We start from the raw sequence: 23,282 nt of genomic DNA on the forward strand, positions 1-23,282 counted from the left end.
TCGGGCCATGCGTCTCCCCCGGCGACCGCCCGACGGCCATCTGCTCGCGCTCGACCTCGTGGGCGCGCTCCTGATCGCCGCCGTCTACGCCGGTTTCGCCCGGATGTCCGGCAGCGGCGCCCAACCCGCCTTCACCGGGCCGGCGTGGGCTGGCGTCCTGGTGGCCGCGACGGTCGGGCTACCGGTCGCGTTCCGCCGGCGGTGGCCCGTACCGGCCGCGACGGCGGCCCTGGCCGGGGCCGTCGTCGCCACCCTCCTGGACATCACGCACGAGCCGTTCATCGCGGTCGGCCTCACCCTGTACCTGGTCGCCCTCGCCGAACCACCGCGCCGCTCCGTGCCGCTGCTCGCCGCCGCGCTCGCCATCTCGGCGGCCGCCGTCCTCACCGGGGAGGCCGTGGTCACCCCGGCCGAGACCTGGCGCGGGGCGGCCGGCGTCGCCGTCATCGTCTGGCTCGTCGCGGGCGGCGGCTGGGCGGCGGGCTTCGCGGTACGTATGCGCCGGGCCGGGGAGGCGGACCGCGCGGCCCGCCGCACCGAACGCGCCATCGTCGACGAACGGCTGCGGATCGCCCGTGAGTTGCACGACATCGTGTCGCACAGCCTCAGCCTGATCGCCGTGAAGGCGGGCGTCGCGGGGCACGTCGCCCAGCACCGCCCCGAAGAGGCCCTGGAAGCGCTGAGCGTCATCGAGCGGACCAGCCGGGCCGCCATGACCGAGATGCGCCGCACCCTCGGCGTGCTGCGCGCCGACACCGCCGACACCGCCGACACCACCCACGCCGCCGACGCCCCGCTGGGCCCGGCCCCGGGGATCGACGACCTCCCGCTCCTGGCGGAGCAGGCCCAACGGGCCGGCGTGACCGTCGACATGACCGTCCGGCTCCCGGACGGAGGCCTGCCCGCCGGGCTCGCCCTGGCCGTCCACCGGATCGTCCAGGAGTCCCTCACCAATGTCGTGAAGCACGCGGCCCCGGCCCGCTGCCGGGTGGCGGTCGAGGCGGATCCCCGCGAGGTGAGGATCGACGTCACGGACGACGGCGGCCGGGGCGGCGGACGCGGCTTCCACGGGGGCCACGGCCTGGTCGGCATGCGGGAGCGGGTGACGATGTACGGCGGGACGTTCAACGCCGGCCCGCGCCCCGAGGGGGGCTTCGCGGTCTCCGCCCGCCTGCCGCAGGACGCCACGAGGAGGACCGCATGACCGACCCGACCCGGGTACTCGTCGTCGACGACCAGGTGCTGCTGCGCGGCTCCTTCCGGATCCTCGTCGAGAACGAGCCCGGCCTCACCGCCGTCGGAGAGGCCGGTGACGGAGCCGAAGCCGTCGAACTGGCCCGCCTGCACCGGCCGGACGTGGTTCTGATGGACGTCCGGATGCCCGTCATGGACGGCATCGAGGCGACCCGACGGATCTGCGGCTCCCCGGAGGCCGCCGGGGTGCGGGTGCTGATCCTCACCACCTTCGACCTCGACGAGTACGTCTACGCGGCCCTGCGGGCGGGCGCGGCCGGCTTCCTCCTCAAGGACTCACCGCCCGCGGAGGTACTGGCCGCGATCCGGGTCGTCGCCGCCGGCGACTCCCTGCTGGCTCCGTCGGTCACCCGCCGCCTGATCGAGGAGTTCACCCGCCGCCCCGCCTCGGGCCGGGGCCCGACCGTGCTCGCGGGGGTGACGGAGCGGGAGCACGAAGTCCTGGAACTGATCGCGAGGGGCCTGTCGAACCACGAGATCACGGCACGCCTGCACCTGAGCATGGGCACCGTGAAAACCCACATCGGCCGCCTCCTCGCCAAGCTCGCCGCCCGCGACCGCGCCCAGCTGGTGATCGCGGCGTACGAGTCGGGCGTCGTGTCGGCCTCCGGCGGTACAGCGCCGTCCGAGTGATCCGCACAGGCATTCCGATTGACTTCGGAACGTATTCCGAAGTAGCGTCGCCCCATGTCGACCCTCACCGTGTCGTTCTCCGATCTGTCGAAGAACTCCAAGCGCGTCGCGGACACCGTCGAGCAGGCCCAGCGCGTGCACGTCACGCGCCGCGACGGCGAGGACCTCTACCTCACCACCGAGCGGCACGACCGCCAGCGCGAGGAGACCGCTGATGTCACCGCGCGCCTGTTCGCCGCGCTGATCACCAGCGACGAAGGGGCCCGGGCCGTACTCCTCGCGCTCCCCGAGGTGTTCCCCTGGACTCGACATCTGTCCACCGACGAGGTCCGGGAGTTCGTCATCGACCTCGTGAACGCCACTCGCGACGTGGTGGAGCTGGACGTCCACGCCAACCTGCACCGCGTGATCGTCGAGTGGCGCGCGACCGCCCGGATCCTGGCGGATCCCGAACTCGCCTCACAGCTCACCGAACCGCTTCCGGACGAGGACCACGGCGAGGTGCTCGCGCCATGAGCCCCAAGCGCGGCGACGACGTCCCACCGCCGCCGGTCGGCGACGAGTGGCGCCTGCGATTCGCCACCAACGAAGCGGCCAAGGGATGGGGCGATCTCTGCGTGGAGGCTCCGGGCAACACCCGTCGCTGCTTCGAAGCACTCCGCACCGACCCCTTGTCCCTGACCGACCCGGATCGACAGCACCGACTGCGGGGCCGCCTGGCGACCCGCTCACTCGGAGGGCGCGAGCTGCCCCAGTGGGAGTACGAGGTGACCGCCGGCGGGCGCGTCCGGTACCTCGTCGACGAACCGGCCCGGACCGTCCATCTCGTCTACGCCTCACCCCGGCACCCCAGGGACACCGACAGCTGACCAGCGCTCCGGGCCGAGCGGCCGGCGTCAGACGGCTACGAGGCGGACGCGGTCGCCGCAGAGTTTCGCCATGTCGTCGATGTCCGAGGTCAGCAGGACGACCGGCCGTTGCTGTCGGAGCGCCAGCTCGGCCACGGCCGCGTCGATCGCGTACTTGTGGCCGTGGAGGCCGGCGGCGATCAGCAGCGCGGACGCCGCTCGGGCCTCCTCGTCCCCCACCTGTGCGTTCCGCACTCCGGACAGGATCCATCGGAGGCGGGCCTGGTCGGTGCGGCCGTGCACGGCTTCGATGATGGTCAAGGCGCTGACCACCACCTCCATGCCCCGTTTGCGGGCCTCCGCGACCAGGGCGACGGCGGGCTCGTGGTCGTTGAGCAGCTTGGACAGGCCTTCGGAGTCGAGCACCAGGGTGCCCTCGTGGGTCAACTTGCGACGGGCCATCCGCCCTCCTCGGCGAACACCTCGTCGAAGACCTGGCGGGCCCGGTCCTGCTCCTCCGGCGAGATCGGTCCCTGCCTGCGCTCGTAGTCGGCCAGGTACTCGTCGAGGATCTGGCCGCGCAGCTCCCGCTCGACGGCCGCGGTGATGAAGGCCGAGAACTCGCGCTTGCCCACCCGCCGGCGGATGGCCTCCGCCGTACCTTCGGGCAGGGAGAGGCTGACCCTGGTGGCCGGTCCCTCACCGATGCTGTAGGGCGTCTCCGTCATGGCGCCCAGATTATCAAAGAAGTAGGAATTTCGGGCCTCCGGTCCCGCCACCGCGGGCCACGTTTCCGCCGCGGGCCACGTTTCCGCCGCGGTCGGAGGTGTCGTGCATGCGACACTTCGGGGCAGGGGCGGAGGGAGAAGCGTGGGATCGTCGGAGCTGCTGATCGTTCTGGACCGGGACAGCTCTACGCCGCTGCAGCAGCAGGTGTGCGACGGGATCGCCGCGCTGGTGCGTTCCGGGCGGCTGCGGGCCGGGGAGGCGGTGCCGGCCTCCCGGGAGTTGGCGGCCCAGCTCGGGGTCTCCCGTACCGTGGTCCTGCGGGCGTACGAACTCCTCACCGCCAACGGGCTGTTGACGGCCCGCCAGGGGTCGGGCACCCGGGTGGCCGAGCGTGGCGTCGGGGAACGGGCCGGGGGCGGGACGGGCGCCGGGCGGGTCGCGCTCGCGCCGCAGCCACCGCTGGCCACCGACCGGGGGGACGCGCTGTGGCAGCCGTGGGAGCCTCCGCCGATGCACCACCCCGGTGCCGCGCTGGACTTCCGGCACGGCACCCCGGCCCTCGCCAACTTCCCGGTGTCGCGCTGGCGGCAGTCCGTGCACGAGGCCTACGCGCGGGCGGACGTCGCCGCCCTCGGGTACGGCCCCGCCGAGGGCTCCCCCGCACTGCGGGCCCGGATCGCCGCACTGGTCCGGCAGAGCCGTGCCCTGGACGCCTCGCCCGACAGCATCCTGGTGACCAGCGGGGCGACCCAGGCGCTGGACATCCTGGTCCGGCTGCTGGTCGGCCCGGGCGACGTGGTGGTGATCGAGGATCCGAGCCACACCGTGCTGCGCCAGGTCTTCGGCTCCTCCGGCACCGGCACCGTGGTCCCGGTACCGGTGGACGAGGAGGGGCTGCGGGTCGCCGACATCGACGCCCAGATCCGGGCGCACGGGCAGGACCCGGCCCGGGTGCGCCTGGTCTACGTGACCCCCTCGCACCAGTTCCCGACCGGGTTCATCATGTCCGAGGCCCGGCGCCGGGCCCTGCTGGCCTGGGCGGAGCAGCGCGGCGCGATCGTGCTGGAGGACGACTACCACAACGAGTTCACCTTCGCCGCCGAACGGCTCCCGGCGCTGGCCGCCGCCCGGCACCAGGGCACGGTGGTCTACGTCGGCAGCTTCAGCAAGACGCTCTTCCCGGCGCTGCGGATCGGCTACGCGATCGTGCCGCCCCGCCTGGTGCAGCCGTTCCTCGGCATCAAGTGGATCACCGACCGGCTGACCCCGACGGTCACCCAGGAGGCGCTCGCGCACTTCGTCGCCACCGGCGCCTACGGCCGGCACGTCAGCCGGATGACCCGGCTGTACCGGCAGCGGCGGCGCGCGCTGCTGGACGGCCTCTACACCCACTTCGGCGCCGAGGTGCGGATCTCCGGGGCCGCCGCCGGCCTGCACGTCCTGGTCGCCCTCACCGGCGCGCGCGGCGTCGGCGAGGACGAGATCGTCCGCCGGGCCGCGGCGCTCGGGGTGCGGGTCTACCCCGCCTCGGGCTACTTCGTGCGGGAGCCGCCGGCCGAACCGACCTTCCTGATGGGCTACGCCGCCCTGCCCGGCGCCCGGATCGCCGAGGGGACGGCGCTGCTGGCCCGGGCGGTCCGGGAGGCGACGGCCGCAGCTAGGCGGGCTCCGGGGGCTCGGTGAACCGGGCCCGGCGGAAGCGGTGCCGCTGCGCGTACGGCACGGTGCAGTCGAATACCGCCTTGGCCGTACGCCCGTCCGCCGACAGCGCGGGCGAGTAGGCGACCGACTGCGACGGGTCGAGCGGGAAGCCCTCCCGGTCCGGCAGGACGAGCAGGTCCCGGTCCGCCTGCCACCGGGTGGCCATCGCCCACCACAGGTCCTGGTCCGACTCCAGGTCCACGTCCTCGTCCACCGACACCACCAGCTTCGCCATCCGGAACTCCTCCAGGACGGCCTGCGAGGCCTCCCGCACCAGCGCGTCGTCCGCGGCCGCGCGCTTGGGGGCCCACTGCAGCACGACCATCAGCTGCCCCCCGCCGGCGGTGTGGCAGTGCACCGCCCGGACCGGGGCGCCGCGGCGGCGCAGCGCGGCCAGCACGGCCGCCTCCATCCCGAAGCCGAGCAGCACCGACTGTTCGTGCCCCGGGCCGGAGACCGCCTGCAGGATCGGGCCAGGCCGGGCGGTGATCCCGGTGATCCGGACGGTCGGCAGGGCCGGGTGCGCGGTGCCCTGGTAGCCGAGGAACTCCGGGGTGGCGGCGGTGCCCCGCGGGTTCTCCGGCATGGTGTCCGCCAGCAGTTCGCCCTCCAGCACGTACTCGGCGTGGGCGATGTACTCGGCGTCCACCGTGCGGCAGGGCAGCAGTTCCACCGGCGCGCCGCCGAGCGCCCCGGCCACCGCCAGTTCGTCGGTCCCGGCCGGGACGAGCGAGGTGGGGCAGCAGGAGGCGAGCAGCACGGCGGGGCCGAGGCCGAGGTGGATCGCCACCGGCAGCGGCCGTCCGGCGGCCAGCGCGGAGCGGTGGGCCTGCTCCAGGTCCCGGCCCGGCACCATCCAGATGGTGAGCAGGTCGGGGCCCTGGACGCACATCCGGTGGATCGACAGGTTGCGGACCCCGGTGGCCGGATCGGTGGCCAGGACGGCGCCCAGGGTCAGGTACGGGCCGGCGTCCTCCTCGGTGAGCACCGGGACGGGCAGCGCGGTCAGGTCCGGCTTCCGGTCGCTGCGGGCCCACCGGCCGGGGTCGGCGGCGGGCACCGGCGGGAGCGGGGCGGCGACCGCGTCCAGCAGCCGGTGGGCCAGCTCGGCGGGGGTGGCGCCGAGCAGGGCGGCCGCCCGGCGCCTGGTCCCGTACAGGCCCATCAGCACCGCGCCGGCGCCGTGCGCGTCCCCGGCACCGCTCGCGTCCCCGGCCGCGCCGCCCGGGGGTGTCACCTGCTCGAACAGGACGGCGGGGCCGGGGCCGGTGGGCGGCGCCGCCGGGGCGCCGGCCCACCGGGCGTAGCGGGAGGAGACCCCGAACCGGGCCGGGACCTCCTCCCGGACCCGGACCAGTTCGCCCGGCATCGCGTCCAGCGCGGCGAGCGCGGCCCGCAGGTCGGCCGGGTGCCGACGGCTCATGGCCCTTCCCCGGCCGCGGACCCGGTGCCGGCCGCGGCTGCCCGGCGCTCGGCCAGGAGCTCCATCTGCATCCCGGTCAGCTCCGTGATCAGCGTGCGGTAGGTGGCCTCGGCGATCCCGGGCGGCATGCCGTGGTCGGCCGCCAGGCCCCGGACCTTGGCGACGACCTGCTCGACCCGGCCCGGGGAACGGACCGTCTCCTCGTCGCGCTTGAACACGGTCAGCTCGCGCACCACCGCGGTGCGCTCCGCCAGCAGCGCGATGATCTGCCGGTCCAACACGTCGACGGCCAGCCGGAGTTCGCCGATCCGGGGGTCGACGGCGGGGTCGACGGCGGGGTCGACGGCTGGCAGCGATTCGGTGCTCATACGGTGGGCACCACCTTGTCGACGACGTAGACGACGGTCGGCTCGCCCTCCGCGCCCTGCGAGCGGTGCTTCTCGCCGTCCGGGATCACGAAGCCCATGCCGGGGCGGCACGGCACCGAGCGGTCCTCGAAGTGGATGGTGAACTCGCCCTGCAGCACGTAGCCCTGGTGGCCGCGCAGGCACCACTCGTGCTCGTCGAAGCCGGCGGGCAGCTCCATCAGACGGACCCGCAGGCCCTGGGTGTAGACGAGCTTCACCCGGCCCTCGGCGCCCGGCTTCTGCCACTTCTCCCACGGGATCTGGTCGAAGTCGACGCCGACCACGGCGGCGGTCTCGGTCTCGGTGGTCATGGCACTCCTCAGCACGTCGGAATGAGCAAGTGGGGGTCAACAGGCGGGGATCAACGGAAGGGGATCAACAAGCGGGGTCAGCTGGCCTGCTTCTCCGAAGCGGTCCGCTGCCCCGGCAGGACGACCCGCGGCGCGCGGGTGATCCGCTCGTTGCGGTCGTCGAGCGGCAGGACGGGCCGGCCGTCGGCCGCCTCGTGGCGGCGGAGCAGCAGCGTCATGTCGATCATCCGGTGGAGCATCCGCTCCAGCGCCTCCAGGCCCTCGGTGTCCTGGAGCTGCGGCTGCGGCGAGGTGTTGCGCAGCAGCGCCGGGAAGCCGCTGCCGACCAGGATCATGCGGTTGAGCAGCAGGTTGTCGACCAGCTGGCTGTGCACCGCGGCGTCGCTGTAGCGGCGCGAGGTGATGATGATGCCGCCCACCTTGTTGGCCAGCGGGCGGTCGAAGCGCAGGAAGCCGACGCCCGCGCGCTCGATGAAGATCTGCATCAGGTGAGCGGGGCCGAAGCCGTGCACCGGGGTGGCGTAGACGATCGCGTCCGCCTGCCTCATCTGCTCGACGATCGCCGGCATGTCGTCGCGGAGTTCGCACGGCGTGCTCCGCTGGTTGCAGTCGCCGCACGGGCTGCACGGCGAGATCCGGTGGTCGCGCAGGTGGATGGTCCGGAACTCGGCGCCGCGTTCCCGCACCAGGCGGCCGGTGTACTCCAGCGCGAGGTCGGTGTTGCCGCCCGGCCGCTCGGAGCCGCAGATCCCGAGCACGATCGGAAGTGGTCCTTGCACGTGGTTCCCCCCTCGTGGTGTGCCCCTGCGGGGCGGGCGGCCGGACGGGCCCCATGAGGAGGGCCCGTCCGGCAGTGCTCGCCCCCTGATTCAGTCCTTCGTCAGTCCTTGAGCTTTCCGGCGAAGTAGTCGATGTACGCCTGCATGTCGAAGTGCCCGTGGCCGGACAGGGTGAACAGGATGGTGCGGGCCTCGCCGCTCTCCTTGCAGGCCAGCGCCTCGTCGATGGCCACCCGCACCGCGTGGGTGGACTCCGGCGCCGGCACGATGCCCTCGTTGCGGGCGAACAGGGTGCCGGCCTCGAAGCAGGCGGTCTGCGCGACGGCCCGGGCCTGGAGCAGGTCGAGGTCCTTCAGCGCGCTGATGATCGGCGCCATGCCGTGGTAGCGCAGCCCGCCCGCGTGGATGCTCGGCGGCACGAAGTCGTGGCCGAGGGTGTGCATCATGGTGAGCGGGGTCAGGCCGGCGGTGTCGCCGAAGTCGTACTCGTAGCGGCCCTGGGTGAGCGTCGGGCAGGAGGCCGGCTCGACGGCGATCGCCTGCACGCTCCGGCCGCCGGCCAACTGCTCGCGCAGGAACGGCAGGACGAGGCCGCCGAAGTTGGAGCCGCCGCCCGCCGCGCCGATCACCACGTCCGGGTAGTCCTCGGCCAGCTCCATCTGCAGCAGCGCCTCCTGGCCGATCACCGTCTGGTGCATCAGCACGTGGTTGAGCACCGAGCCGAGCGCGTACTTGGCCCGGCCGCCGCTCTTGACCGCGGCCTCCACCGCCTCGGAGATGGCCAGGCCCAGGCTGCCGGTGGCGTCGGGGTCGGCGGCGAGCGCGGCGAGGCCGGAGTCGGTGAGCTCGCTGGGGCTGGCGTGCACGGTCGCCCCGAAGGTCTCCATCAGGCCGCGGCGGTACGGCTTCTGCTGGTAGCTCACCTTGACCATGAAGACCTCGCATTCGAGGCCGAAGTAGGAGCAGGCCAGGGCGAGCGAGCTCCCCCACTGGCCGGCGCCGGTCTCGGTGGTGAGCTTCTGCACACCGGCCTGCTTGTTGTAGTACGCCTGCGGCACGGCCGTGTTGGGCTTGTGGCTGCCGGCCGGGCTGACGCCCTCGTACTTGAAGTAGATCCGCGCCGGGGTGTCGAGCGCGCGCTCCAGGCGGTGGGCCCGGACCAGCGGGCTGGGCCGCCACTGGCGGTAGACGTCGATCACCGCGCCGGGGATGTCGATCTCGGCCTCGGTGCTGAACTCCTGGGCGATCAGCGCCTCGGGGAACAGCGGCGCCAGGTCGGCGGGGGTGAGCGGCTCCCGGGTACCGGGGTGCAGCATCGGCGGCACCGGCTTCGGCAGATCCGCCAACACGTTGTACCAGGTGGTGGGGATGCGGTCCTCGGGCAGCAGGAACTTGGTGATCATCGGCCCTCCCAGAATGAATGGATACGTCGGTGGATCGGATGGGGCGGGTACGTCGGTCGATCGGATGGCGCGGGTACGTCAGGCCCCGGAGTGGACGGCGTCGGCCGGTCCGGGCGCGGCGGGGGAGACGGGGGTGACGGGGGCCGGCTCGCTCTTGGCGGCGGACCGGATGCGGAGCACCGCGAACACGGCGATGCCGAGCAGCGGCGTGACGAGCATGGTGTGCAGCACCGGACGCGCCCCCTGGTGCTGCCAGATCAGCCCGAGGCCGAACGGCACCACCAGGCGGGCCAGGCCCAGCACGAAGCCGTTGAGCGCCATGAAGCGGCCGACCCGGTGCTCGTCGACGTGGTCGGCGATGTAGGTGGGCACCACCACGGAGGCGATGATCTCGCCGAGCGTCCACACCACCGTGGAGGCCAGCACTGCGGCGAGCGAGAAGCCGAAGTCGAGCACGGCGAGCCCCAGCGCCCACAGCGCGCCGGCCACGAGCAGCAGGGAGCGGGTGCGGTAGCGCGCGATCCGCTTCTCCAACTGGAGCCCGAGGCCCACCACGACCACGCTGTTCACCGTGTAGACCACGCCGACCAGCCCGGCCGAGGCGTTCAGCTCGGTGGTGACGGCCAGCGGCAGCGCGTACTCCAGTCCGATCAGCGGGGCCACGTAGAAGAAGGAGGCGAGCACCAGCCACAGCACGTGGCCGTGGACGCCGCCGAGCCGTACGGAGCCGCCCCGGCCGGCCGCCTTGGGCCGGACGGCGCCGGTCCGGTCGTCCCGGGGCACCCAGATCCGGATCACCACCGCGCACAGCACGCCGACGGCGATGTTGCCCGCGAACATCAGGTGGTAGGAGTACGCGGCGGCGAGCCCGCCGAGCAGCGGGCCGATGCCCATCCCCAGGTTGTTGCCGATGTAGCTGACCGTGTACGCGAACGGCCGCTGCTCGGGGGTGGCCAGGTCGGCGATCAGGGTGTTGGCCGCCGGGCCGAACATGCCCATCCCCACCAGGGCGACGAACAGCAGCAGCGCGTACGTCCACGGCGGGCCGTCCAGGGTGCCGAGGCCGAGATAGCCGAGCGCGTTCAGCGCGAGGGCGGCGACCAGGGCGGGGCGCCGGCCGCGCAGGTCGCAGAGCGGCCCGCTGAGCAGCGAGCCGACCAGCAGGCCGGTCGAGCCGACCGAGATCAGCAGACCGGCCTCGGCGGTGCCGAGGTCCTTGCTGCGCACCAGGTAGACGGCGAGCAGCGGGAAGACGAACATGCCCGCGCGGTTGACGAAGGACGTCACGAACAGCACCCGCAGCGGGAGCGGGAGTTCCTTGAACCTGGCCGTCCAGGTCGTGGCGGCGGCCCCCTCCGAAGTGTCCGTACCCATCCCGGTCAGACCGCCGACTCGGTCTCGACCCGGAAGGCGCTGCGGACGGCCACGAAGCGCGTCAGCACGTCCTTGTAGTCGCGGCCCTCGCAGACGTACCAGCCGAGCACGTCGTTGGAGGCGACCGGCGGGGCCAGCACGTCGCCGACGCTCTTCCAGACGTCCGCGTCCAGTACGCCGTCGAGCGCGTTGAGCTCCCCGGGGGAGCTGATCCCGGTGATCCGGCCGTACTTGCCCGAGGACAGGTACTCGGTGCCGATCTCCGGGCCGAGCCGGGCCTCGGTGCGGTGCGCCGGGTCGAGTTCGAGCCGGGCCCACTCGCCGGCCAGGTTGATGCCGCGCCCGGCCTGGATCGCCGGGACGATCGAGCCGCCGCCCGCCCGGGCGCCCGCCTCGCCGAAGACCACCTCGCCGTCGTCGAGCAGGAAGAACTCGACGTGCGCGACGCCGGTGCGCATCCCGAAGCCGCGCAGCACCGTGGCGTTGAGCTCCAGGATGCGCTGCTCGCGCTTGGAGAGGTCGTGCTTGCGGGAGATGGTGCCGCCCGGCTCGTCCCGGTACTCCAGCACCGAGTAGGTGTAGCGGGAGAGCTGCTCGAAGACCACCTCGCCGTCCTGCAGCAGCGAGTCCACGTGGAACTCGGTGCCGCGGACGAACTCCTCGACCCGGTACTCGTGCCGGTCGTCGCCCATCTCCTGCCACACCTCGGCCAGGCGCTCGGCGCCGTCGACCCGGTAGGTGCTGCCGCAGGCCCAGCCCGCGTACGGCTTGATCACCAGCGGGTAGCCGACCTGGGCGGCGAACTCCTCGACCGCGCCGAGGGTGTCGGGGCGGCAGGAGCGGGCGACCCGGACGCCGAGCTCCTCGGCGCGGCGGTGCATGACGTTCTTGTCGCGGAAGTTGAGCGCCTGGTCCGGCGTCAGTCCGGGGATGCCGTGGTCGCGGCGGGCCCGGGCGGCGGGCAGCACGTCCCCCTCGAAGAGCGGGAAGATCCGGACCAGCCGGTGCTCGGCGGCGATATCGTCCACCGCGGCCCGGAAGGCCGGGGTGGAGTCCAGGTCGGCCTCCCGCACCGTCAACCCGTCGACCTCGGGCGGTAGTTCACCGGTCGGCACCAGCACGACCGGCCGGTGGCCGAGTTCGGTGGCGACCGCGACCACACTGCGGAACTGCGCGAGGTAGCGGCCGGCGGCCGGGCGGTAGACGATCAGAATCGCGGGGCTCATCGGGTCCTCCTGGAGGTAGTGGTCGGGCCGGCGCTCGGGCCGGCTCCCACGACGGTCAACCCGCGACGACGGACGACTCGGCCTCGGCCGGCCCGGCCGTCGGCCCCGACACGAAGAGTTCGGCCCCGGCTTCGGCGGCGTCGAGCACGACGGGCCGCTCACGCAACGCGCCGAGGCCGTCGAGCGCGCTGGCGAGGCGGTCGAGCGCGCGCTCCACGTCCGCGCGTCCGCCCTCGTGCACCGCCTCGACCGTGAGCAGCAGCCGGCGTCGGCCGACGTCGGTCCTGATCACCTCGCTCTGCCGCCAGTTCCACCGGCGCGAATGCGCGCGGTCCTGGGCGTCGGCGTAGACCACCTCACCCGCTTCTGGGTGCTCCGGCGCGTCCGGCGCCCCCAGCGGCAGGTAGGTCTCGCCGCCGTGGGCCAGCCGGACGGCCAGCTCGCCGGTGATGTCGCCGACGTCGCAGGAGGCGACCGGCAGCCGGCTGTCGAGCGAGACGCCGTTGCAGAGGTCCACCAGGGAGTTGATCCGCGGCAGCCGGTCGCCCTTGGCCACCCGGCGCAGCACCGACTCGGCCGCGCAGGGGAAGCGGTTGGGGTTGACGTCGACGCTGCGGTACGCGTCCCGCCAGGCGGCGATCGGGGGCAGGGCGGAGACCTCGGCCTTCCCCAGGGAGAGCAGGTGGACGGCGTCCTCGGCGGCGCCGAGCAGGGCGTCGACCTCCGGCACGGCCGCCGCGACGTGGACCGCCGGCACGGCGATCAGCCCGAGGACGTAGCCGGGCACCCGCGCCAGAAAGCTTGCGTCGACGGTGACCTTCAGGGCGCTGGTCCGGTCCATGAGGTGAGTCCTTCGTGTCCGAGCTGGGTTGATGACGTGACCGACGATAGGGAGCGGAGCCGCGGCCGACTGCGGCCAATTCCCGGTCATCTGTTGGTGCCACTTACGGCTGTGCCAGCTGTGCCACTTGCGTCCGTGCCCCTTGCGGCCGTGCAACTTGCGGCAGTGCTACTTGCGGCTGTGCCCCTTGCGGCCGTGCCACGTGCGTCCACCCGGCGGCTGACTCCGGCGGGCGTGAGCGCCGCCCCCCGCGCGTACGCGCCCTGACTCCGCATCCGCCGACGCGACCGCCCCCGCGGTCCGCCCCGACCCCCCTCGCGTGTCCTCACGCTTCGGATGTCCGTGCGAGACGAGTCCACCAAATGTGACAATGCTCGGTCCATACCACTTCACCCTCTGCACAGGAGGCCACTTGTCCTGGCATCTGGCCCTTGAGGTGGATCGCGCCTCACGCGTTCCACTGGCCCTGCAGGTACGCGACTCGGTCCGTCGCCTGGTCGAGGACGGGACGCTCCGCACCGGCACCCGATTACCCTCCAGCCGTCAGCTCGCCGCCGACCTCGGCGTCTCCCGCAGCGTGGTGGTGGAGGCGTACGAACAACTGGCCGCCGAGGGCTACCTGGTGACCCGGCGCGGCTCGGGCACCTCGGTCGCCGCGGACGGCGGCGGCCTGGCCCCCGTCGACTCCGCCCTCACCGCCGCGGCCTCCACGTCCACCTCCGCCCCGGCGGACGGCGACGGCAGCGAGGCCGCCTGGGACCTCCGGACCGGCACCTCGAACCTGCTCGCCTTCCCGCGCCAGGAGTGGATCCGCTGCGTCACCGCCGCGCTGGCCGACGCCGGCCACCGCGAACTCAGCTACTCCCCGCCCGCCGGGGTCCCGCTGACCCGGCACATCCTGGCCGGCTACCTCGGCCGGGTCCGCGGGGTCCGCACCCGCCCCGAGGACCTCATGATCACCTCGGGCTTCGCCCAGGGCCTCGCCCTGCTCTGCCGCGTCCTCCGGGACCGCGGCCACCGGGCCCTGGCCGTGGAGGACCCGGGGCACCCGGGCGAGCGGGAGTTCATCGCGAGCGCCCACCTCCGGCCGGTCGGCATCCCGGTCGACGCCGAGGGCATCCGCGTCGACCTGCTCGAACGCTCCGGCGCCCGGGTCGTCCTGACCACCCCCGGCCACCAGTTCCCCACCGGCGCCTGCCTGAGCCCCGCGCGCCGCGAACAGCTGATCTCCTGGGCCCGCGCGGTCGACGGCTACGTGATCGAGGACGACTACGACAACGCCTACCAGAGCCGGGCCGGCCAGCCCTCGGCCCTGCAGAGCCTGGCCCCGGACCGGGTCGTCTACGCGGGCAGTGCCAGCAAGGTCCTCGCCCCCGCGCTGCGGCTGGGCTGGGTCGCCGCGCCGTCCGAGCTGATGGCCTCCCTGGAACACGTGCGCGCCGGCTGGGACATCGGGTGCTCGGGCCTGGAACAGCTCGCCTTCGCCCGCTTCATCGACACGGGCGCGCTCGACCGCCACCAGCGCCGGCTGCGCGCGGAGTTCGGCCGGCGCCGCGAGGTCGTCCGGCAGGAGACCGCCCGCCACCTGCCCGGCACCCGCGTCCTCGGCGGCGACGGCGGGCTGCAGGCCTACCTCGAACTCCCGCCCGCCGTGGACGAGGACTCCCTGATCCGCGCGGCCCGGACGCGCTCCGTCCTGATCCGCGGCGGCCGGTTCCACACCCTCACCGACACCAGCCGTCCGCCGGCGCTGGTCCTCAGCTACGCCACCGTCGGATGCGACGGCCTGGTCCGCGGCATCGCCGAACTCGGCGCCGCCTACCGCCGGTTGCCGGCCGGCCAGGTCGGCGCGAACGCGTCGTAGCGGCGGGACACGCCGGGAGGCCCGGCCTGCGAGGGGCAGGCCGGGCCTCCGGTGAGAGTGGGGGTGGTGGTCAGGGGACGGGGATCCGGTCAGGGGACGGGGCCGGCGCCTGGGCGGCGGGGGCGCGGCGCGGCGTGGGCCGCAGCGGCCACCAGAGGGCGCGGCCGAGCAGCGCCGCCAGGGCGGGGACCAGGACCAACAAGAGGACGACGGCCGAGAGCAGGATGCCGAGCGTCATCGCGAAGGCGACCTGCTCGCTGCCCGGCGTGATCGCGAGGGTCGCGAAGGAGCCGGCCAGGACCAGGCCCGCCGTGGCGATCGCCGGGGCGGTGTGGCGGACGGCGCGGGCCACCGCGCCGCGGACCGGCCCGGGGTGGTGCATCTCCTCGCGGATCCGGTCGGTGATGAGGATGTTGTAGTCGGTGCCCAGGGCCACCACGAAGAGGAACAGCACCAGCGGGAGGGTGAAGCTGACGCCGGGCTTGTCCAGCAGGTGCTGGAACACCAGGGTCGCGGCGCCGAGGGTGGCGGCGAAGCCGAGCCCGACGGCGAGCATCAGCACCACCGGGGCGAGCAGACTGCGCAGGAGCAGCAGCAGGATCAGGGCGATGAGGGCCGCCGCGACCGGGAAGACGACCGCCAGGTCGTGGTCGACGGCCTCGGAGATGTCGGCGAAGATCGCCGCCGTGCCGCCCACATGGGCGCTCGTACCGGCCGGGGTGTGGGCGGCCACCGGCGGCGCGGACCGGGCCTGAGGCCAGGTCGCGGGCCCGCCGGCTCTGCGGGTCGGCGGTCAGGAAGAGGTCGATCCGGGCGGCCCGGTGGTCCGCGTTCAGGACGGTGCCGGCCACCTGGCCGACGCCCTCGACCTGGCCGAGCGCGCGGGAGAGGCCGTCCAGCCGGCGGGCGTCCAGGGTGCCGCCGTCGGTGGCGGTGAGATAGACGCTGGTCGGGTCGGACACGCCGGCCGGCAGCGCGCGGGAGATCTCGGCGGCGGTCGCGGCGGCCGGCGTCCCGGAGTCGCCGCCCTGCCCGTAGTCCATCCGGATCCCGGTCATCCCGGCGGCCAGCGCGCCGAGCAGCGCGACGGAGGCGACGAGCACGGCGAACGGCCGGCGGGCGACCAGCGCGCCGAAGCGGGCGGCGACGCCCTCGCGCGGCTCCCGGCGCAGGCTGCGGGACGGCCAGAACATCCGGCGGCCGCAGGCGGCGAGCAGGGCCGGCATCAGGGTGAGGCTGCCCAGCAGCATGACCAGGACGGCGACGGCGATGGCCGGGCCGAGCGAGCGGAACTGCCCGAAGCTCGCGACGCCCAGGGTGGCGAAGGCGGCCACGATGGTCAGCGCCGCCGAGGTGATCGCCGTGCCGACCCGGCCGGACACCTCGGCGGCGGCCTCGCGGGCGGGCTGGTCGGGCCGGGCCCGCAGGTGCTCGCGGAACCGGAAGAGCAGGAACAGCAGGTAGTCGATCCCGATGCCGAGCAGCACCACGGCGATCAGGCCCGGGGTGGAGGCGTCCAGCTTGAGTCCGGTGAGCGCCGCGGCGCCGGCCACCGCTCCGGTGGCCGCGGCGCTGATCATCGCGACGGCGAGGATCGGCAGCAGGGCCGCGAGCACGCTGCGGAACACCAGCACGTTGAGCAGCACGATCAGGCCCAGCACCAGGCTGCTGCCGATCGTCGCGGCGGTCCGGTTGGCGTCGGAGGTGTCGGCGGCCTCGGCCAGGCCGCCGGTGAAGCCGGTGCGCATCCCGGCCTCGCCGAACTGCGCGCGGGCGCCGTCCCGGAAGGCCCGGTAGACGCTCTGGACGCCCTCGTCCGCGGCGTTCCCGGTCAGTTCGGCGGAGAGCAGTTCGAAGCTCCGGTCGGGGGCGACCATCGCCGGGGCGACCCGGGGGGTCTGGGAGTGGTCGGGCACCAGGAACTCCGGCTCGTCGTCCTTCCGGGGCATGACCACCCGGCGCTGCCCGAGCTTCGCCGCCTCGGCCTCGATCCGCTGCTGGTCGGCGGGGGTGAGGGCCTGGCCGTCGGCCCGGGCGACCAGCACCGTCACCGTGGTGGCGTCCGGCTTGATCCCGAAGTCCTCCTCGGCGATCCGCAGGGCGGCGGCGGAGTCGTAGCCGCCGGGCAGGAAGTCACCGCTCTGCGACTGGGTGACCCGGGAGATCAGCATCGGGCCCAACACCCCCAGCCCGACGCCCAGTACCACCCAGAGGGCGATGACCTTCCACGCGTTTCTGGTCGAGAAACGGGTCAGTGCGCGGATCACGCTGCCCCCCGGCGGCTGGACGCGAACGTCGGCTTCGGAACCGGGGGTTCCCGGCCTGTTCCCAGACCATCAGGCGGCGGGGGTGGCGGGCGTCCGGGCAGCGGACGATCCGGGGCGGGGCCCCAGCTCCCCCGGCGGGCCCGGACCCGGGACCGTGCTCCTGGTTCCGGCCGCCCGCTCTCGGCCGCGGGGACCACGTCAGGCCCGGTGGGGCGGTGCCAGAATGGGGCATCATGGCTGACCAGCCCGGGAGGACCGAGATGGACGGGCGTCAGCGCCCCGGAGCGGACGCGGCAGCGCCGCCGAACCGGACGGACGGCACCGCCGCGTCGGGCCCGGTGGACGGCACCGCGTCAGGCCCGGTGGACGGCACCGCGCCGGTCCCGGCGGACAGCACCGCGCCGGTCCCGGCGGACGGCTCCCCGTGGAGCCACACCGACGCGCTGGTGGCCGTCGGCGCCGGCCTGCTCGACCTGGTGGCCTACCTGCTCTTCAACCAGGTCGAGGGCGCCCGCAGCATCAGCGTGCCGGGCTTCCTACTCCTCCTGCTGTCGGGCCTGCCGCTGCTCGCCCGGCGCCACCGCCCGGTGTGGGCGCTCGCCGCCGTCCTGGCGCTGGAGACCCTGGCCAACGTGCTGGCACCGATGGGCACCCACTTCGGCGCCGTCCTCACGGTGGCCGTGTACTCGGTCGCCCGGCACTGCAGCGGTCGCGTCACCGCCGCCGCGAGTGCGGCGACGGCGGTGGTGACGATGCTGAGCCAGAGCGGCATCGGCGCCCCCTCCTGGGGAGAGACCATCGCCGCCACCGCCTCCACCGCGCTGGTGGCCGCCGCCGGCCTCGCGGTCTCGCGCTGGCAGCGCGAGGTCGCGGCCAACCGCCAACTGCTGGCCGACCGCGCGGTGGCCGAGGAACGCCGCCGCATCGCCCGGGAGTTGCACGACATCGTGGCCCACCACATCACCACCATGCAGCTGATGGCCGGCGGCGCCCGCGCCAACCTCGGCAACCAGGAGGTGGTCCGGGACGCCCTGGTCACCCTGGAGTCCTCCGGCCGGCTGGCGCTGCGCGAGATGCGCCAGCTGCTGAACGTCCTGCGGGCCGGCGACGAACCGGACGCCGCCCCGCCCTCGCCGCAGCCCGGGGCGGAGGACCTCGACCGGCTGGTCGAGGAGTCCCGCCGGGCCGGACTGCCCACCGAACTCAGCGTCCACGGCGCCCCGCAGCCGCTGCCGCCGACCGTCGGCCTGACGGTGTTCCGGATCGTCCAGGAGGGCCTGACCAACGCCCGCAAGTACGCCGGACCGGCCCGCGCGTCCGTCCGGCTCGGCTACCGCCCGGACGGGATCACCGTCGAGGTCCGGGACGACGGCGCGGGCTTCGCCTCGCCGGACACCGGGCCGGCCGCCGGCGAGCGGGGCGGGTACGGCCTGATCGGCATGCGCGAACGGGTCGCCCTGCACGGCGGCACGCTGCGGACCGGTCCCCGGCCGGAGGGCGGCTTCGCCGTCCTCGCCGAACTGCCGCTGGCCCCCGACGAGACCGCCGAGGCGGCCGTCCAGCACGGGAGGGTGACCCGATGACCACCACGACGCCCCCGATCCGGGTCCTCCTCGTGGACGACCAGCCGCTGGTCCGGCGCGGGCTGTCGCTGATCCTCTCGCCGAACCCGTCCTTCGAGGTGGTCGGCGAGGCCGAGGACGGCGAGCGGGCCGTCGCCCTCGCCCACCGGCTGCGCCCCGACGTCGTGGTGATGGACATCCGGATGCCCGTCCTGGACGGCGTGGGCGCGACCGAGGAGCTGGCCCGCACCCTGCCCGGCTGCAAGGTCCTCGCGCTCAGCACCTTCGACATGGACGAGTACGTGGTGGCCGCGCTGCGGGCCGGCGCCCACGGCTTCCTGCCCAAGGACGTCTCACCGGAGGACCTCGCCACGGCGATCCGCACCGTGCACGCCGGGGAGGCGGCGGTCGCGCCGCGCCTGCTCACCCGGCTGATCTCCACCTACGTCCGGGCGCCCGTCGACGCCCCGCCGCCGCCCGCCGCCGCGACGGGGGAGCTCACGCCGCGCGAGGTGGAGGTGTGGCGGCTGATGGCCTGCGGTCTCGACAACGCCGGGATCGCCCAGGCGATGGACATCAGCAACTCCACGGTGAAGAACCACATCACCAGCATCTTCGGCAAGCTCGACGTCCGTGACCGCGCCCAGGCGGTCATCGCCGCCTACGAGTCCGGCCTGGTCACCGCCCGGACGGGCGGCGGGAGCGCCTAGGGCCTGTCGCGGCCCGGCGGTGTGGCGCGGCGTCAGGCCAGGCCGAGGATCACCGGGTCGCGGGCCAGGTCGTCCAGCAGGGCGTCCAGCTTCGCCCGGTCGACCGAGGGCATCAGGAACACGTGCACGTACCCGCGCAGCCCGGCCGGGTCGCCGGGGGTGGTCAGGACGTTCTCGGAGGACAGCGACCACTTGGCCACCAGCTCGGCGCTCGGCTTGCGGAACCGTACGGTGATCGCGCCCGGCGTCCTGGCCGGCCAGAGCTCGGCGCCGGTCTCCCGCTCCACCTCGCGGAGCCGGCGCTCCAGGTACGCGGCCAGCTCCTGGGAGCGGCGGATCCGGTCGACCTGGTCCCGGTAGGAGAGCCGGGAGAGGTGGTCCCAGAGCACCAGCGGCGAGAAGCCGTTGCGGGAGCCGGCGAAGGTGCTGTCCGGTGCGCCGATGTACTCCGGCTGGGTCGGCGGTTCGAGCTGGTACCTGGTCTTCGTCATGAAGACGCCGCAGGGCCACGGCACACCGGCCCACTTGTGCCCGCTCATGGCGATCGACGCGACCGGGTCGACGTCCCCGGACTCCCGGGTCGGCAGGGTGAGGCCGAAGTCGAACTCCGGCGGCTCGGCCTCCGGCGCCCAGCCGAACGCCGCCGGGTCCGCCGCGGCCATCCGCAGGAACGGCGCGTAGCCGGCGCCGAGCGCGCCGTCCACGTGGATCCAGAAGCCCCGGCGCGCGTCCTCCCCGGCGCGGGGCAGCAGCCCGTGGCGCTCGAAGATCGGCAGCAGGCGCTCGCAGGCACCCCGGACGTCGTCGTGGGCGCCCTTGAAGGTGCTCCCGAGGTTGAAGTTGACGAAGATCGGGTGCCCCTTCGCCGCGAAGAACTCCACCAGCACCGCGAGCGCGTCCACGTCGACGGCGCCGGGGCCGTCCCAGGAGCGGCCCGACGGGCCGGGCAGCGAGGGCACCTCGGCGGGCCACTCCCCGCCGAGCGGGCACGCGTCCGGGTAGTCCGCCGCGCCCACGGCGTGGAAGGTGTCGACGCCGAGCACGCGGACGGCCTTGGCGAAGGAGTAGTGGGTGTCCTCCGAGTAGAACGCCACCGGCCGGGGCGCGCCGGGCCGGGGCGCGCCGGGCCGGGTCAGGTAGTCGCGCGCGTTCCAGAGCGCGTACATGTTGCCCTCGGTCGAGCCCATGGACAGCATGTAGCCCCAGTACGACTCGGGGTCGGCCGGGTCGTACGCCGGCCCGGCGTGCCAGAGCCGGGCGTAGTAGTCGAGCACCGCGCGTTCGACGACCTTGGTGTTGGGCTTGTAGCCGCCGCTCTGGAACGGGTCGCCGAGGTTGTTGATGTTGCTCAGCATGAAGCGGGCGAGGTCGAGCGCGCTGCCCGCGAGCTCCTGGGTGGCCTGGTAGCCGACCATGTGCCGCCGCTTGCGGGTGAGGTAGCCGTCCATGCGGTCGAGCGCGCGCAGCCGCTCGCCGTCGGTGAGGCCCTCGGCGGGTATCGCGAAGTCCCCGCTCTCCGGCTCCGCGTCGAGCGCGGCCCCGTCGAAGTCGAGGACGCGGTCGACGGCGGCTGCACGGGCGGTCGTGGGGCTCATGGGCGCGGCACTCCGGTTCACTGGGACGGATTCGGCCGGGGCCGCTCGCCCGCCAGGATGGAACTTTTCACCACCTTGACGGAAGTGTTCCGAAGAAGATTCGAAAGCAGCCGGTTCAGCCTTGCGGATCTGCGGCACGGTCGGCGACCCTGAACGACGTGCCGAATTTTCCGCAGGCCCACCGGACGCCCATCGACGACATCGACCGCGCCATCCTGCGCGTCCTCGCCGAGAACGCCCGCACGCCGAACAACGCGCTCGCCGAGGCCGTCGGCGTCGCCGCCTCGACCTGTCTGGCGCGGGTGCGCGCCCTGCGCGACCGCGGCATCATCCGCGCGTTCCGGACCGAGATCGACCCGGCGGCCATCGGACTGCCACTCCAGGCGATGATCTCGGTCCGGCTGCGGGCGCACACCCGCGAGCAGAACGAGAGCTTCCGCAGCACCGCGCCCGACCTGCCCGGCGTCCTGGCGGTGTTCCACATGGCCGGGTCCGACGACTACCTGCTGCACGTCGGCGTGGCCGGCCCGGAGGGGCTGCGCGACTTCGTCGTGGACCACCTCACCACCCACCCGGCGGTGGCCCAGACGCGGACCAATCTGATCTTCGAACAGATACCGGGGCGGCGCTATCTGACCGAAGAGTGACGCCCGCGCCGGGCGGGCCGACCTCCGTGTCACCGCCCGTCGGCGTACAGGGCCTGGACGGTGGCGTAGCCGGGGGTGTCGGCGGGAGCGGCGGACACCGGGTCACCGGTGCGGACGGCGAGGGCGGCGGAGACGGCCGCGGCGAGGGCGGTCCGGTAGAGGAGCGATCCGAGGCTGACCCGGGCGACCCCGAGGGCCGCGAGTTCGGCGAGGCCGGGGCCGGTCGGGCTGAAGAGGACGTTCAGCGGGCCGGCGACGGTGCCGCAGATCCGCTCGATGGCGGCCGGGTCGGTCAGGCCGGGGACGAACAGGCCGTCCGCGCCCGCCCGTTCGTAGGCGGCGAGCCGGCGGTCGGTCTCCGCGGCGGGATCGGGCACGGCCAGCCAGTGGGTGTCGGTGCGCGCGTTGACGAACAGGGTGGGCGCGGCGGCCTTGACCGCGGCGATCTTGGCGGCGTGCACGGCCGCTGGGGTGAGCGTGCCGTCCGGACGACCGTCCTCCAGGTTGATGCCGACGACCCCGGCCTCCGCCAACTCGACGGCCAGCGCCGCGACTTCGTCCGGATCGTCGCTGAACCCGTTCTCCACGTCGACGGAGAGCAGGTAGCGCCCCGAGCGGCCGAGGCGGCGGGCCAGCCGGAGCGTCTCGTCGCGGGTGGCCGCGGCACCGTCGGGCAGTCCGGCCGCCGCCGCGACGCCCAGGCTGGTGGTGCCGATCGCGGGGAAGCCCTGCTCGGCGAGGACGGCGGCGGAGGCGTGGTCCCAGGCGTTGGGGAGCAGCAGCGGCTCGCCGGGGCGGCGGTGGAGGGCGGCGAACGGGGTGTCGAGCGGGGCATGCGGGGTGTGCGGGGTGGTGCTCATCGGACGGTCCTCTCGTACGAACGGAAGTCGGGTCGGGCGGTCAGGTGGTCGGCACGGCGAGGACCGGCGGGGCGGCCGAGGCGCCGTGCAGGATGCCGGTCGCGATGGCGAGCGCGTGCGTCCGCCCCGGGCAGCCTCGGCGGGGCGCCGAAGGTCAGCGGCGGCAGGTCGGGGCGGGCGGCCTGGGCGGCGGCGATGTCGAGCAGCACCTCCGCCCCGGCCGGGACGGGCACCCCGCCCACCTCGGTGGCCCGGGCGGCGCGGCGGCGCATGGTCCGCACGGGCGGGTCGTGCCGCAGCGCGGCGACGAGCGCCCCGGCCTCCCCCGCCCCGGCGCCGCCCGCCCCGCCCGCGCGACGGGCGTTCTCGACGAGGGTGGCGGTGGCGTCGCAGGCCTGGACGAGCAGCCCGATCCGGTTCGCCGCCCGCTCCAGCTCCAGCTCCGCCTCCGGACCCGCCGCACCGTCCCCGTCCGGCACCGCCCCCGGCCGCATCCGGGGCAGCAGCCAGGTCACCGCCGCGTCGGCCGCCGGGTTTTCCGGCCGCTCGACGAAGTACGACCCGGCGACCACCACGACCGCCCGGGCCACCTCCTCCGGCTCCGCCAGCCCGAGCGCCTCCGCGAGGACCCGGACCGCCCGGACCCGCACATCCGCCCCGGCACCCGCGGCCGCCGCCGACCGCAGGGCGTCCGGGTCGAGCCCGGCCAGGTCCGCCTCGACGAACGCCCGCCGGGCGGCGTGCCGCTCCCCCGCGCTGAACCGGGCCACGGTGGCCCGCAGCCAGGCCATGCCCCCGACCGGTCCCGACCCGGCGGGCGGCGGCACCAGCGCGGGATCGGCGAGGGC

The 23,282-nt window shown here is 74.3% G+C and carries 21 protein-coding genes and 2 pseudogenes; 9 read left to right on the forward strand and 14 right to left on the reverse strand.

Going from position 1 to position 23,282, the window contains the following annotated elements:
- The first annotated feature begins 7 nt into the window (after positions 1 to 7).
- The 4 genes from ACFP3U_RS23310 to ACFP3U_RS23325 are packed head-to-tail and all read left to right on the forward strand — an operon-like array spanning position 8 to position 2,756.
- Complete coding sequence (locus ACFP3U_RS23310; RefSeq protein ID WP_380227570.1) at positions 8 to 1,204, forward strand: sensor histidine kinase; 1,197 nt, start codon at positions 8 to 10, stop codon at positions 1,202 to 1,204.
- Positions 1,201 to 1,887: a response regulator gene (locus ACFP3U_RS23315; protein WP_380227571.1), complete on the forward strand. Its 687-nt coding sequence runs from the start codon at positions 1,201 to 1,203 to the stop codon at positions 1,885 to 1,887. Before ACFP3U_RS23310 ends, ACFP3U_RS23315 begins: the two co-directional genes overlap by 4 nt.
- A gap of 54 nt (positions 1,888 to 1,941) precedes the next feature.
- Positions 1,942 to 2,403 carry a prevent-host-death family protein gene (locus ACFP3U_RS23320; RefSeq protein WP_380227572.1) on the forward strand — a complete coding sequence of 154 codons (462 nt, stop codon included), beginning with the start codon at positions 1,942 to 1,944 and terminating at the stop codon, positions 2,401 to 2,403.
- Entirely contained in the window at positions 2,400 to 2,756 is a 357-nt protein-coding gene (locus ACFP3U_RS23325; RefSeq protein ID WP_380227573.1) for a hypothetical protein, read from the forward strand. The genes ACFP3U_RS23320 and ACFP3U_RS23325 overlap by 4 nt, the downstream gene beginning before the upstream one ends.
- Before the next feature lie 27 nt (positions 2,757 to 2,783).
- Here ACFP3U_RS23325 and ACFP3U_RS23330 read toward each other — a convergent pair whose 3' ends face one another.
- Together ACFP3U_RS23330 and ACFP3U_RS23335 are read right to left on the reverse strand one after the other, a co-directional pair.
- Positions 2,784 to 3,197: a DNA-binding protein gene (locus ACFP3U_RS23330; RefSeq protein ID WP_380227574.1), complete on the reverse strand. Its 414-nt coding sequence runs from the start codon at positions 3,195 to 3,197 to the stop codon at positions 2,784 to 2,786.
- Positions 3,179 to 3,463, reverse strand: a complete 285-nt coding sequence (locus ACFP3U_RS23335; RefSeq protein WP_380227575.1) for a hypothetical protein — start codon at positions 3,461 to 3,463, stop codon at positions 3,179 to 3,181. Before ACFP3U_RS23335 ends, ACFP3U_RS23330 begins: the two co-directional genes overlap by 19 nt.
- A 142-nt stretch (positions 3,464 to 3,605) precedes the next feature.
- Between ACFP3U_RS23335 and pdxR (ACFP3U_RS23340) the strand changes: the two genes are divergently transcribed.
- Complete coding sequence (pdxR, locus tag ACFP3U_RS23340; RefSeq protein WP_380227576.1) at positions 3,606 to 5,147, forward strand: MocR-like pyridoxine biosynthesis transcription factor PdxR; 1,542 nt, start codon at positions 3,606 to 3,608, stop codon at positions 5,145 to 5,147.
- Here pdxR (ACFP3U_RS23340) and ACFP3U_RS23345 read toward each other — a convergent pair.
- From ACFP3U_RS23345 to ACFP3U_RS23380, 8 genes are all read right to left on the reverse strand, one after another.
- The gene (locus ACFP3U_RS23345; protein WP_380227577.1) at positions 5,122 to 6,588 is read right to left on the reverse strand and encodes a UbiD family decarboxylase domain-containing protein; all 1,467 of its coding nucleotides are present in this window, start codon (positions 6,586 to 6,588) and stop codon (positions 5,122 to 5,124) included. The genes pdxR (ACFP3U_RS23340) and ACFP3U_RS23345 overlap by 26 nt on opposite strands.
- On the reverse strand, positions 6,585 to 6,956 hold the full coding sequence (locus ACFP3U_RS23350; protein ID WP_380227578.1) for a chorismate mutase: 372 nt from the start codon (positions 6,954 to 6,956) through the stop codon (positions 6,585 to 6,587). Before ACFP3U_RS23350 ends, ACFP3U_RS23345 begins: the two co-directional genes overlap by 4 nt.
- Positions 6,953 to 7,306 (reverse strand): cupin domain-containing protein, encoded by a 354-nt coding sequence (locus ACFP3U_RS23355; protein ID WP_380227579.1) that lies wholly within the window; start codon positions 7,304 to 7,306, stop codon positions 6,953 to 6,955. The genes ACFP3U_RS23350 and ACFP3U_RS23355 overlap by 4 nt, the downstream gene beginning before the upstream one ends.
- 77 nt (positions 7,307 to 7,383) lie before the next feature.
- Entirely contained in the window at positions 7,384 to 8,085 is a 702-nt protein-coding gene (locus ACFP3U_RS23360) for a flavodoxin family protein (RefSeq protein ID WP_380227581.1), read from the reverse strand.
- 101 nt (positions 8,086 to 8,186) lie between these two features.
- Positions 8,187 to 9,488, reverse strand: a complete 1,302-nt coding sequence (locus ACFP3U_RS23365; RefSeq protein WP_380227582.1) for a TrpB-like pyridoxal phosphate-dependent enzyme — start codon at positions 9,486 to 9,488, stop codon at positions 8,187 to 8,189.
- Positions 9,489 to 9,566: 78 nt separating this feature from the next.
- Positions 9,567 to 10,862 (reverse strand): MFS transporter, encoded by a 1,296-nt coding sequence (locus ACFP3U_RS23370; RefSeq protein WP_380227583.1) that lies wholly within the window; start codon positions 10,860 to 10,862, stop codon positions 9,567 to 9,569.
- Between the two features lie 5 nt (positions 10,863 to 10,867).
- On the reverse strand, positions 10,868 to 12,088 hold the full coding sequence (locus ACFP3U_RS23375) for an ATP-grasp domain-containing protein (protein ID WP_380227585.1): 1,221 nt from the start codon (positions 12,086 to 12,088) through the stop codon (positions 10,868 to 10,870).
- A 55-nt stretch (positions 12,089 to 12,143) separates the two neighbouring features.
- On the reverse strand, positions 12,144 to 12,929 hold the full coding sequence (locus tag ACFP3U_RS23380) for a B3/B4 domain-containing protein (RefSeq protein WP_380227586.1): 786 nt from the start codon (positions 12,927 to 12,929) through the stop codon (positions 12,144 to 12,146).
- A 412-nt stretch (positions 12,930 to 13,341) separates the two neighbouring features.
- Here ACFP3U_RS23380 and pdxR (ACFP3U_RS23385) point away from each other — a divergent pair, with 412 nt between their 5' ends.
- Positions 13,342 to 14,793 carry a MocR-like pyridoxine biosynthesis transcription factor PdxR gene (gene pdxR / locus ACFP3U_RS23385; protein ID WP_380227587.1) on the forward strand — a complete coding sequence of 484 codons (1,452 nt, stop codon included), beginning with the start codon at positions 13,342 to 13,344 and terminating at the stop codon, positions 14,791 to 14,793.
- 70 nt (positions 14,794 to 14,863) lie between these two features.
- Here pdxR (ACFP3U_RS23385) and ACFP3U_RS23390 read toward each other — a convergent pair whose 3' ends face one another.
- Positions 14,864 to 15,526, reverse strand: a complete 663-nt coding sequence (locus ACFP3U_RS23390) for an MMPL family transporter (RefSeq protein WP_380227630.1) — start codon at positions 15,524 to 15,526, stop codon at positions 14,864 to 14,866.
- A 430-nt stretch (positions 15,527 to 15,956) separates the two neighbouring features.
- Positions 15,957 to 16,964: pseudogene (locus ACFP3U_RS23395) on the reverse strand (MMPL family transporter); the annotation flags it as partial.
- 329 nt (positions 16,965 to 17,293) lie between these two features.
- Between ACFP3U_RS23395 and ACFP3U_RS23400 the strand changes: the two are divergent.
- Both ACFP3U_RS23400 and ACFP3U_RS23405 read left to right on the forward strand, forming a co-directional pair.
- Positions 17,294 to 18,643, forward strand: coding sequence for a sensor histidine kinase (locus tag ACFP3U_RS23400; RefSeq protein ID WP_380227588.1), 1,350 nt, complete (start codon positions 17,294 to 17,296; stop codon positions 18,641 to 18,643).
- Positions 18,640 to 19,332, forward strand: coding sequence for a response regulator transcription factor (locus ACFP3U_RS23405; protein WP_380227589.1), 693 nt, complete (start codon positions 18,640 to 18,642; stop codon positions 19,330 to 19,332). The genes ACFP3U_RS23400 and ACFP3U_RS23405 overlap by 4 nt, the downstream gene beginning before the upstream one ends.
- A 32-nt stretch (positions 19,333 to 19,364) precedes the next feature.
- Here ACFP3U_RS23405 and ACFP3U_RS23410 read toward each other — a convergent pair whose 3' ends face one another.
- Entirely contained in the window at positions 19,365 to 20,927 is a 1,563-nt protein-coding gene (locus tag ACFP3U_RS23410; RefSeq protein WP_380227590.1) for a PLP-dependent aminotransferase family protein, read from the reverse strand.
- Between the two features lie 158 nt (positions 20,928 to 21,085).
- Between ACFP3U_RS23410 and ACFP3U_RS23415 the strand changes: the two genes are divergently transcribed.
- Positions 21,086 to 21,574: an Lrp/AsnC family transcriptional regulator gene (locus ACFP3U_RS23415; RefSeq protein ID WP_380227591.1), complete on the forward strand. Its 489-nt coding sequence runs from the start codon at positions 21,086 to 21,088 to the stop codon at positions 21,572 to 21,574.
- A gap of 29 nt (positions 21,575 to 21,603) precedes the next feature.
- Here the strand turns inward: ACFP3U_RS23415 and ACFP3U_RS23420 are convergent.
- Positions 21,604 to 23,225: pseudogene (locus ACFP3U_RS23420) on the reverse strand (isocitrate lyase/phosphoenolpyruvate mutase family protein).
- Positions 23,226 to 23,282: the final 57 nt, after the last annotated feature.

The organism is Kitasatospora misakiensis, from assembly GCF_042656005.1.
Lineage (GTDB): Bacteria > Actinomycetota > Actinomycetes > Streptomycetales > Streptomycetaceae > Kitasatospora > Kitasatospora misakiensis.

Bases quoted from the DNA above. Each gene is read 5' to 3' on its own strand.
- ACFP3U_RS23310 (WP_380227570.1), top strand. From the start codon at position 8: ATGCGTCTCCCCCGGCGACCGCCCGACGGCCATCTGCTCGCGCTCGAC.
- ACFP3U_RS23315 (WP_380227571.1), top strand. From the start codon at position 1,201: ATGACCGACCCGACCCGGGTACTCGTCGTCGACGACCAGGTGCTGCTG.
- ACFP3U_RS23320 (WP_380227572.1), top strand. From the start codon at position 1,942: ATGTCGACCCTCACCGTGTCGTTCTCCGATCTGTCGAAGAACTCCAAG.
- ACFP3U_RS23325 (WP_380227573.1), top strand. From the start codon at position 2,400: ATGAGCCCCAAGCGCGGCGACGACGTCCCACCGCCGCCGGTCGGCGAC.
- ACFP3U_RS23330 (WP_380227574.1), bottom strand. From the start codon at position 3,197: ATGGCCCGTCGCAAGTTGACCCACGAGGGCACCCTGGTGCTCGACTCC.
- ACFP3U_RS23335 (WP_380227575.1), bottom strand. From the start codon at position 3,463: ATGACGGAGACGCCCTACAGCATCGGTGAGGGACCGGCCACCAGGGTC.
- ACFP3U_RS23345 (WP_380227577.1), bottom strand. From the start codon at position 6,588: ATGAGCCGTCGGCACCCGGCCGACCTGCGGGCCGCGCTCGCCGCGCTG.
- ACFP3U_RS23350 (WP_380227578.1), bottom strand. From the start codon at position 6,956: ATGAGCACCGAATCGCTGCCAGCCGTCGACCCCGCCGTCGACCCCGCC.
- ACFP3U_RS23355 (WP_380227579.1), bottom strand. From the start codon at position 7,306: ATGACCACCGAGACCGAGACCGCCGCCGTGGTCGGCGTCGACTTCGAC.
- ACFP3U_RS23365 (WP_380227582.1), bottom strand. From the start codon at position 9,488: ATGATCACCAAGTTCCTGCTGCCCGAGGACCGCATCCCCACCACCTGG.
- ACFP3U_RS23370 (WP_380227583.1), bottom strand. From the start codon at position 10,862: ATGGGTACGGACACTTCGGAGGGGGCCGCCGCCACGACCTGGACGGCC.
- ACFP3U_RS23375 (WP_380227585.1), bottom strand. From the start codon at position 12,088: ATGAGCCCCGCGATTCTGATCGTCTACCGCCCGGCCGCCGGCCGCTAC.
- ACFP3U_RS23380 (WP_380227586.1), bottom strand. From the start codon at position 12,929: ATGGACCGGACCAGCGCCCTGAAGGTCACCGTCGACGCAAGCTTTCTG.
- ACFP3U_RS23400 (WP_380227588.1), top strand. From the start codon at position 17,294: ATGGCTGACCAGCCCGGGAGGACCGAGATGGACGGGCGTCAGCGCCCC.
- ACFP3U_RS23405 (WP_380227589.1), top strand. From the start codon at position 18,640: ATGACCACCACGACGCCCCCGATCCGGGTCCTCCTCGTGGACGACCAG.
- ACFP3U_RS23410 (WP_380227590.1), bottom strand. From the start codon at position 20,927: ATGAGCCCCACGACCGCCCGTGCAGCCGCCGTCGACCGCGTCCTCGAC.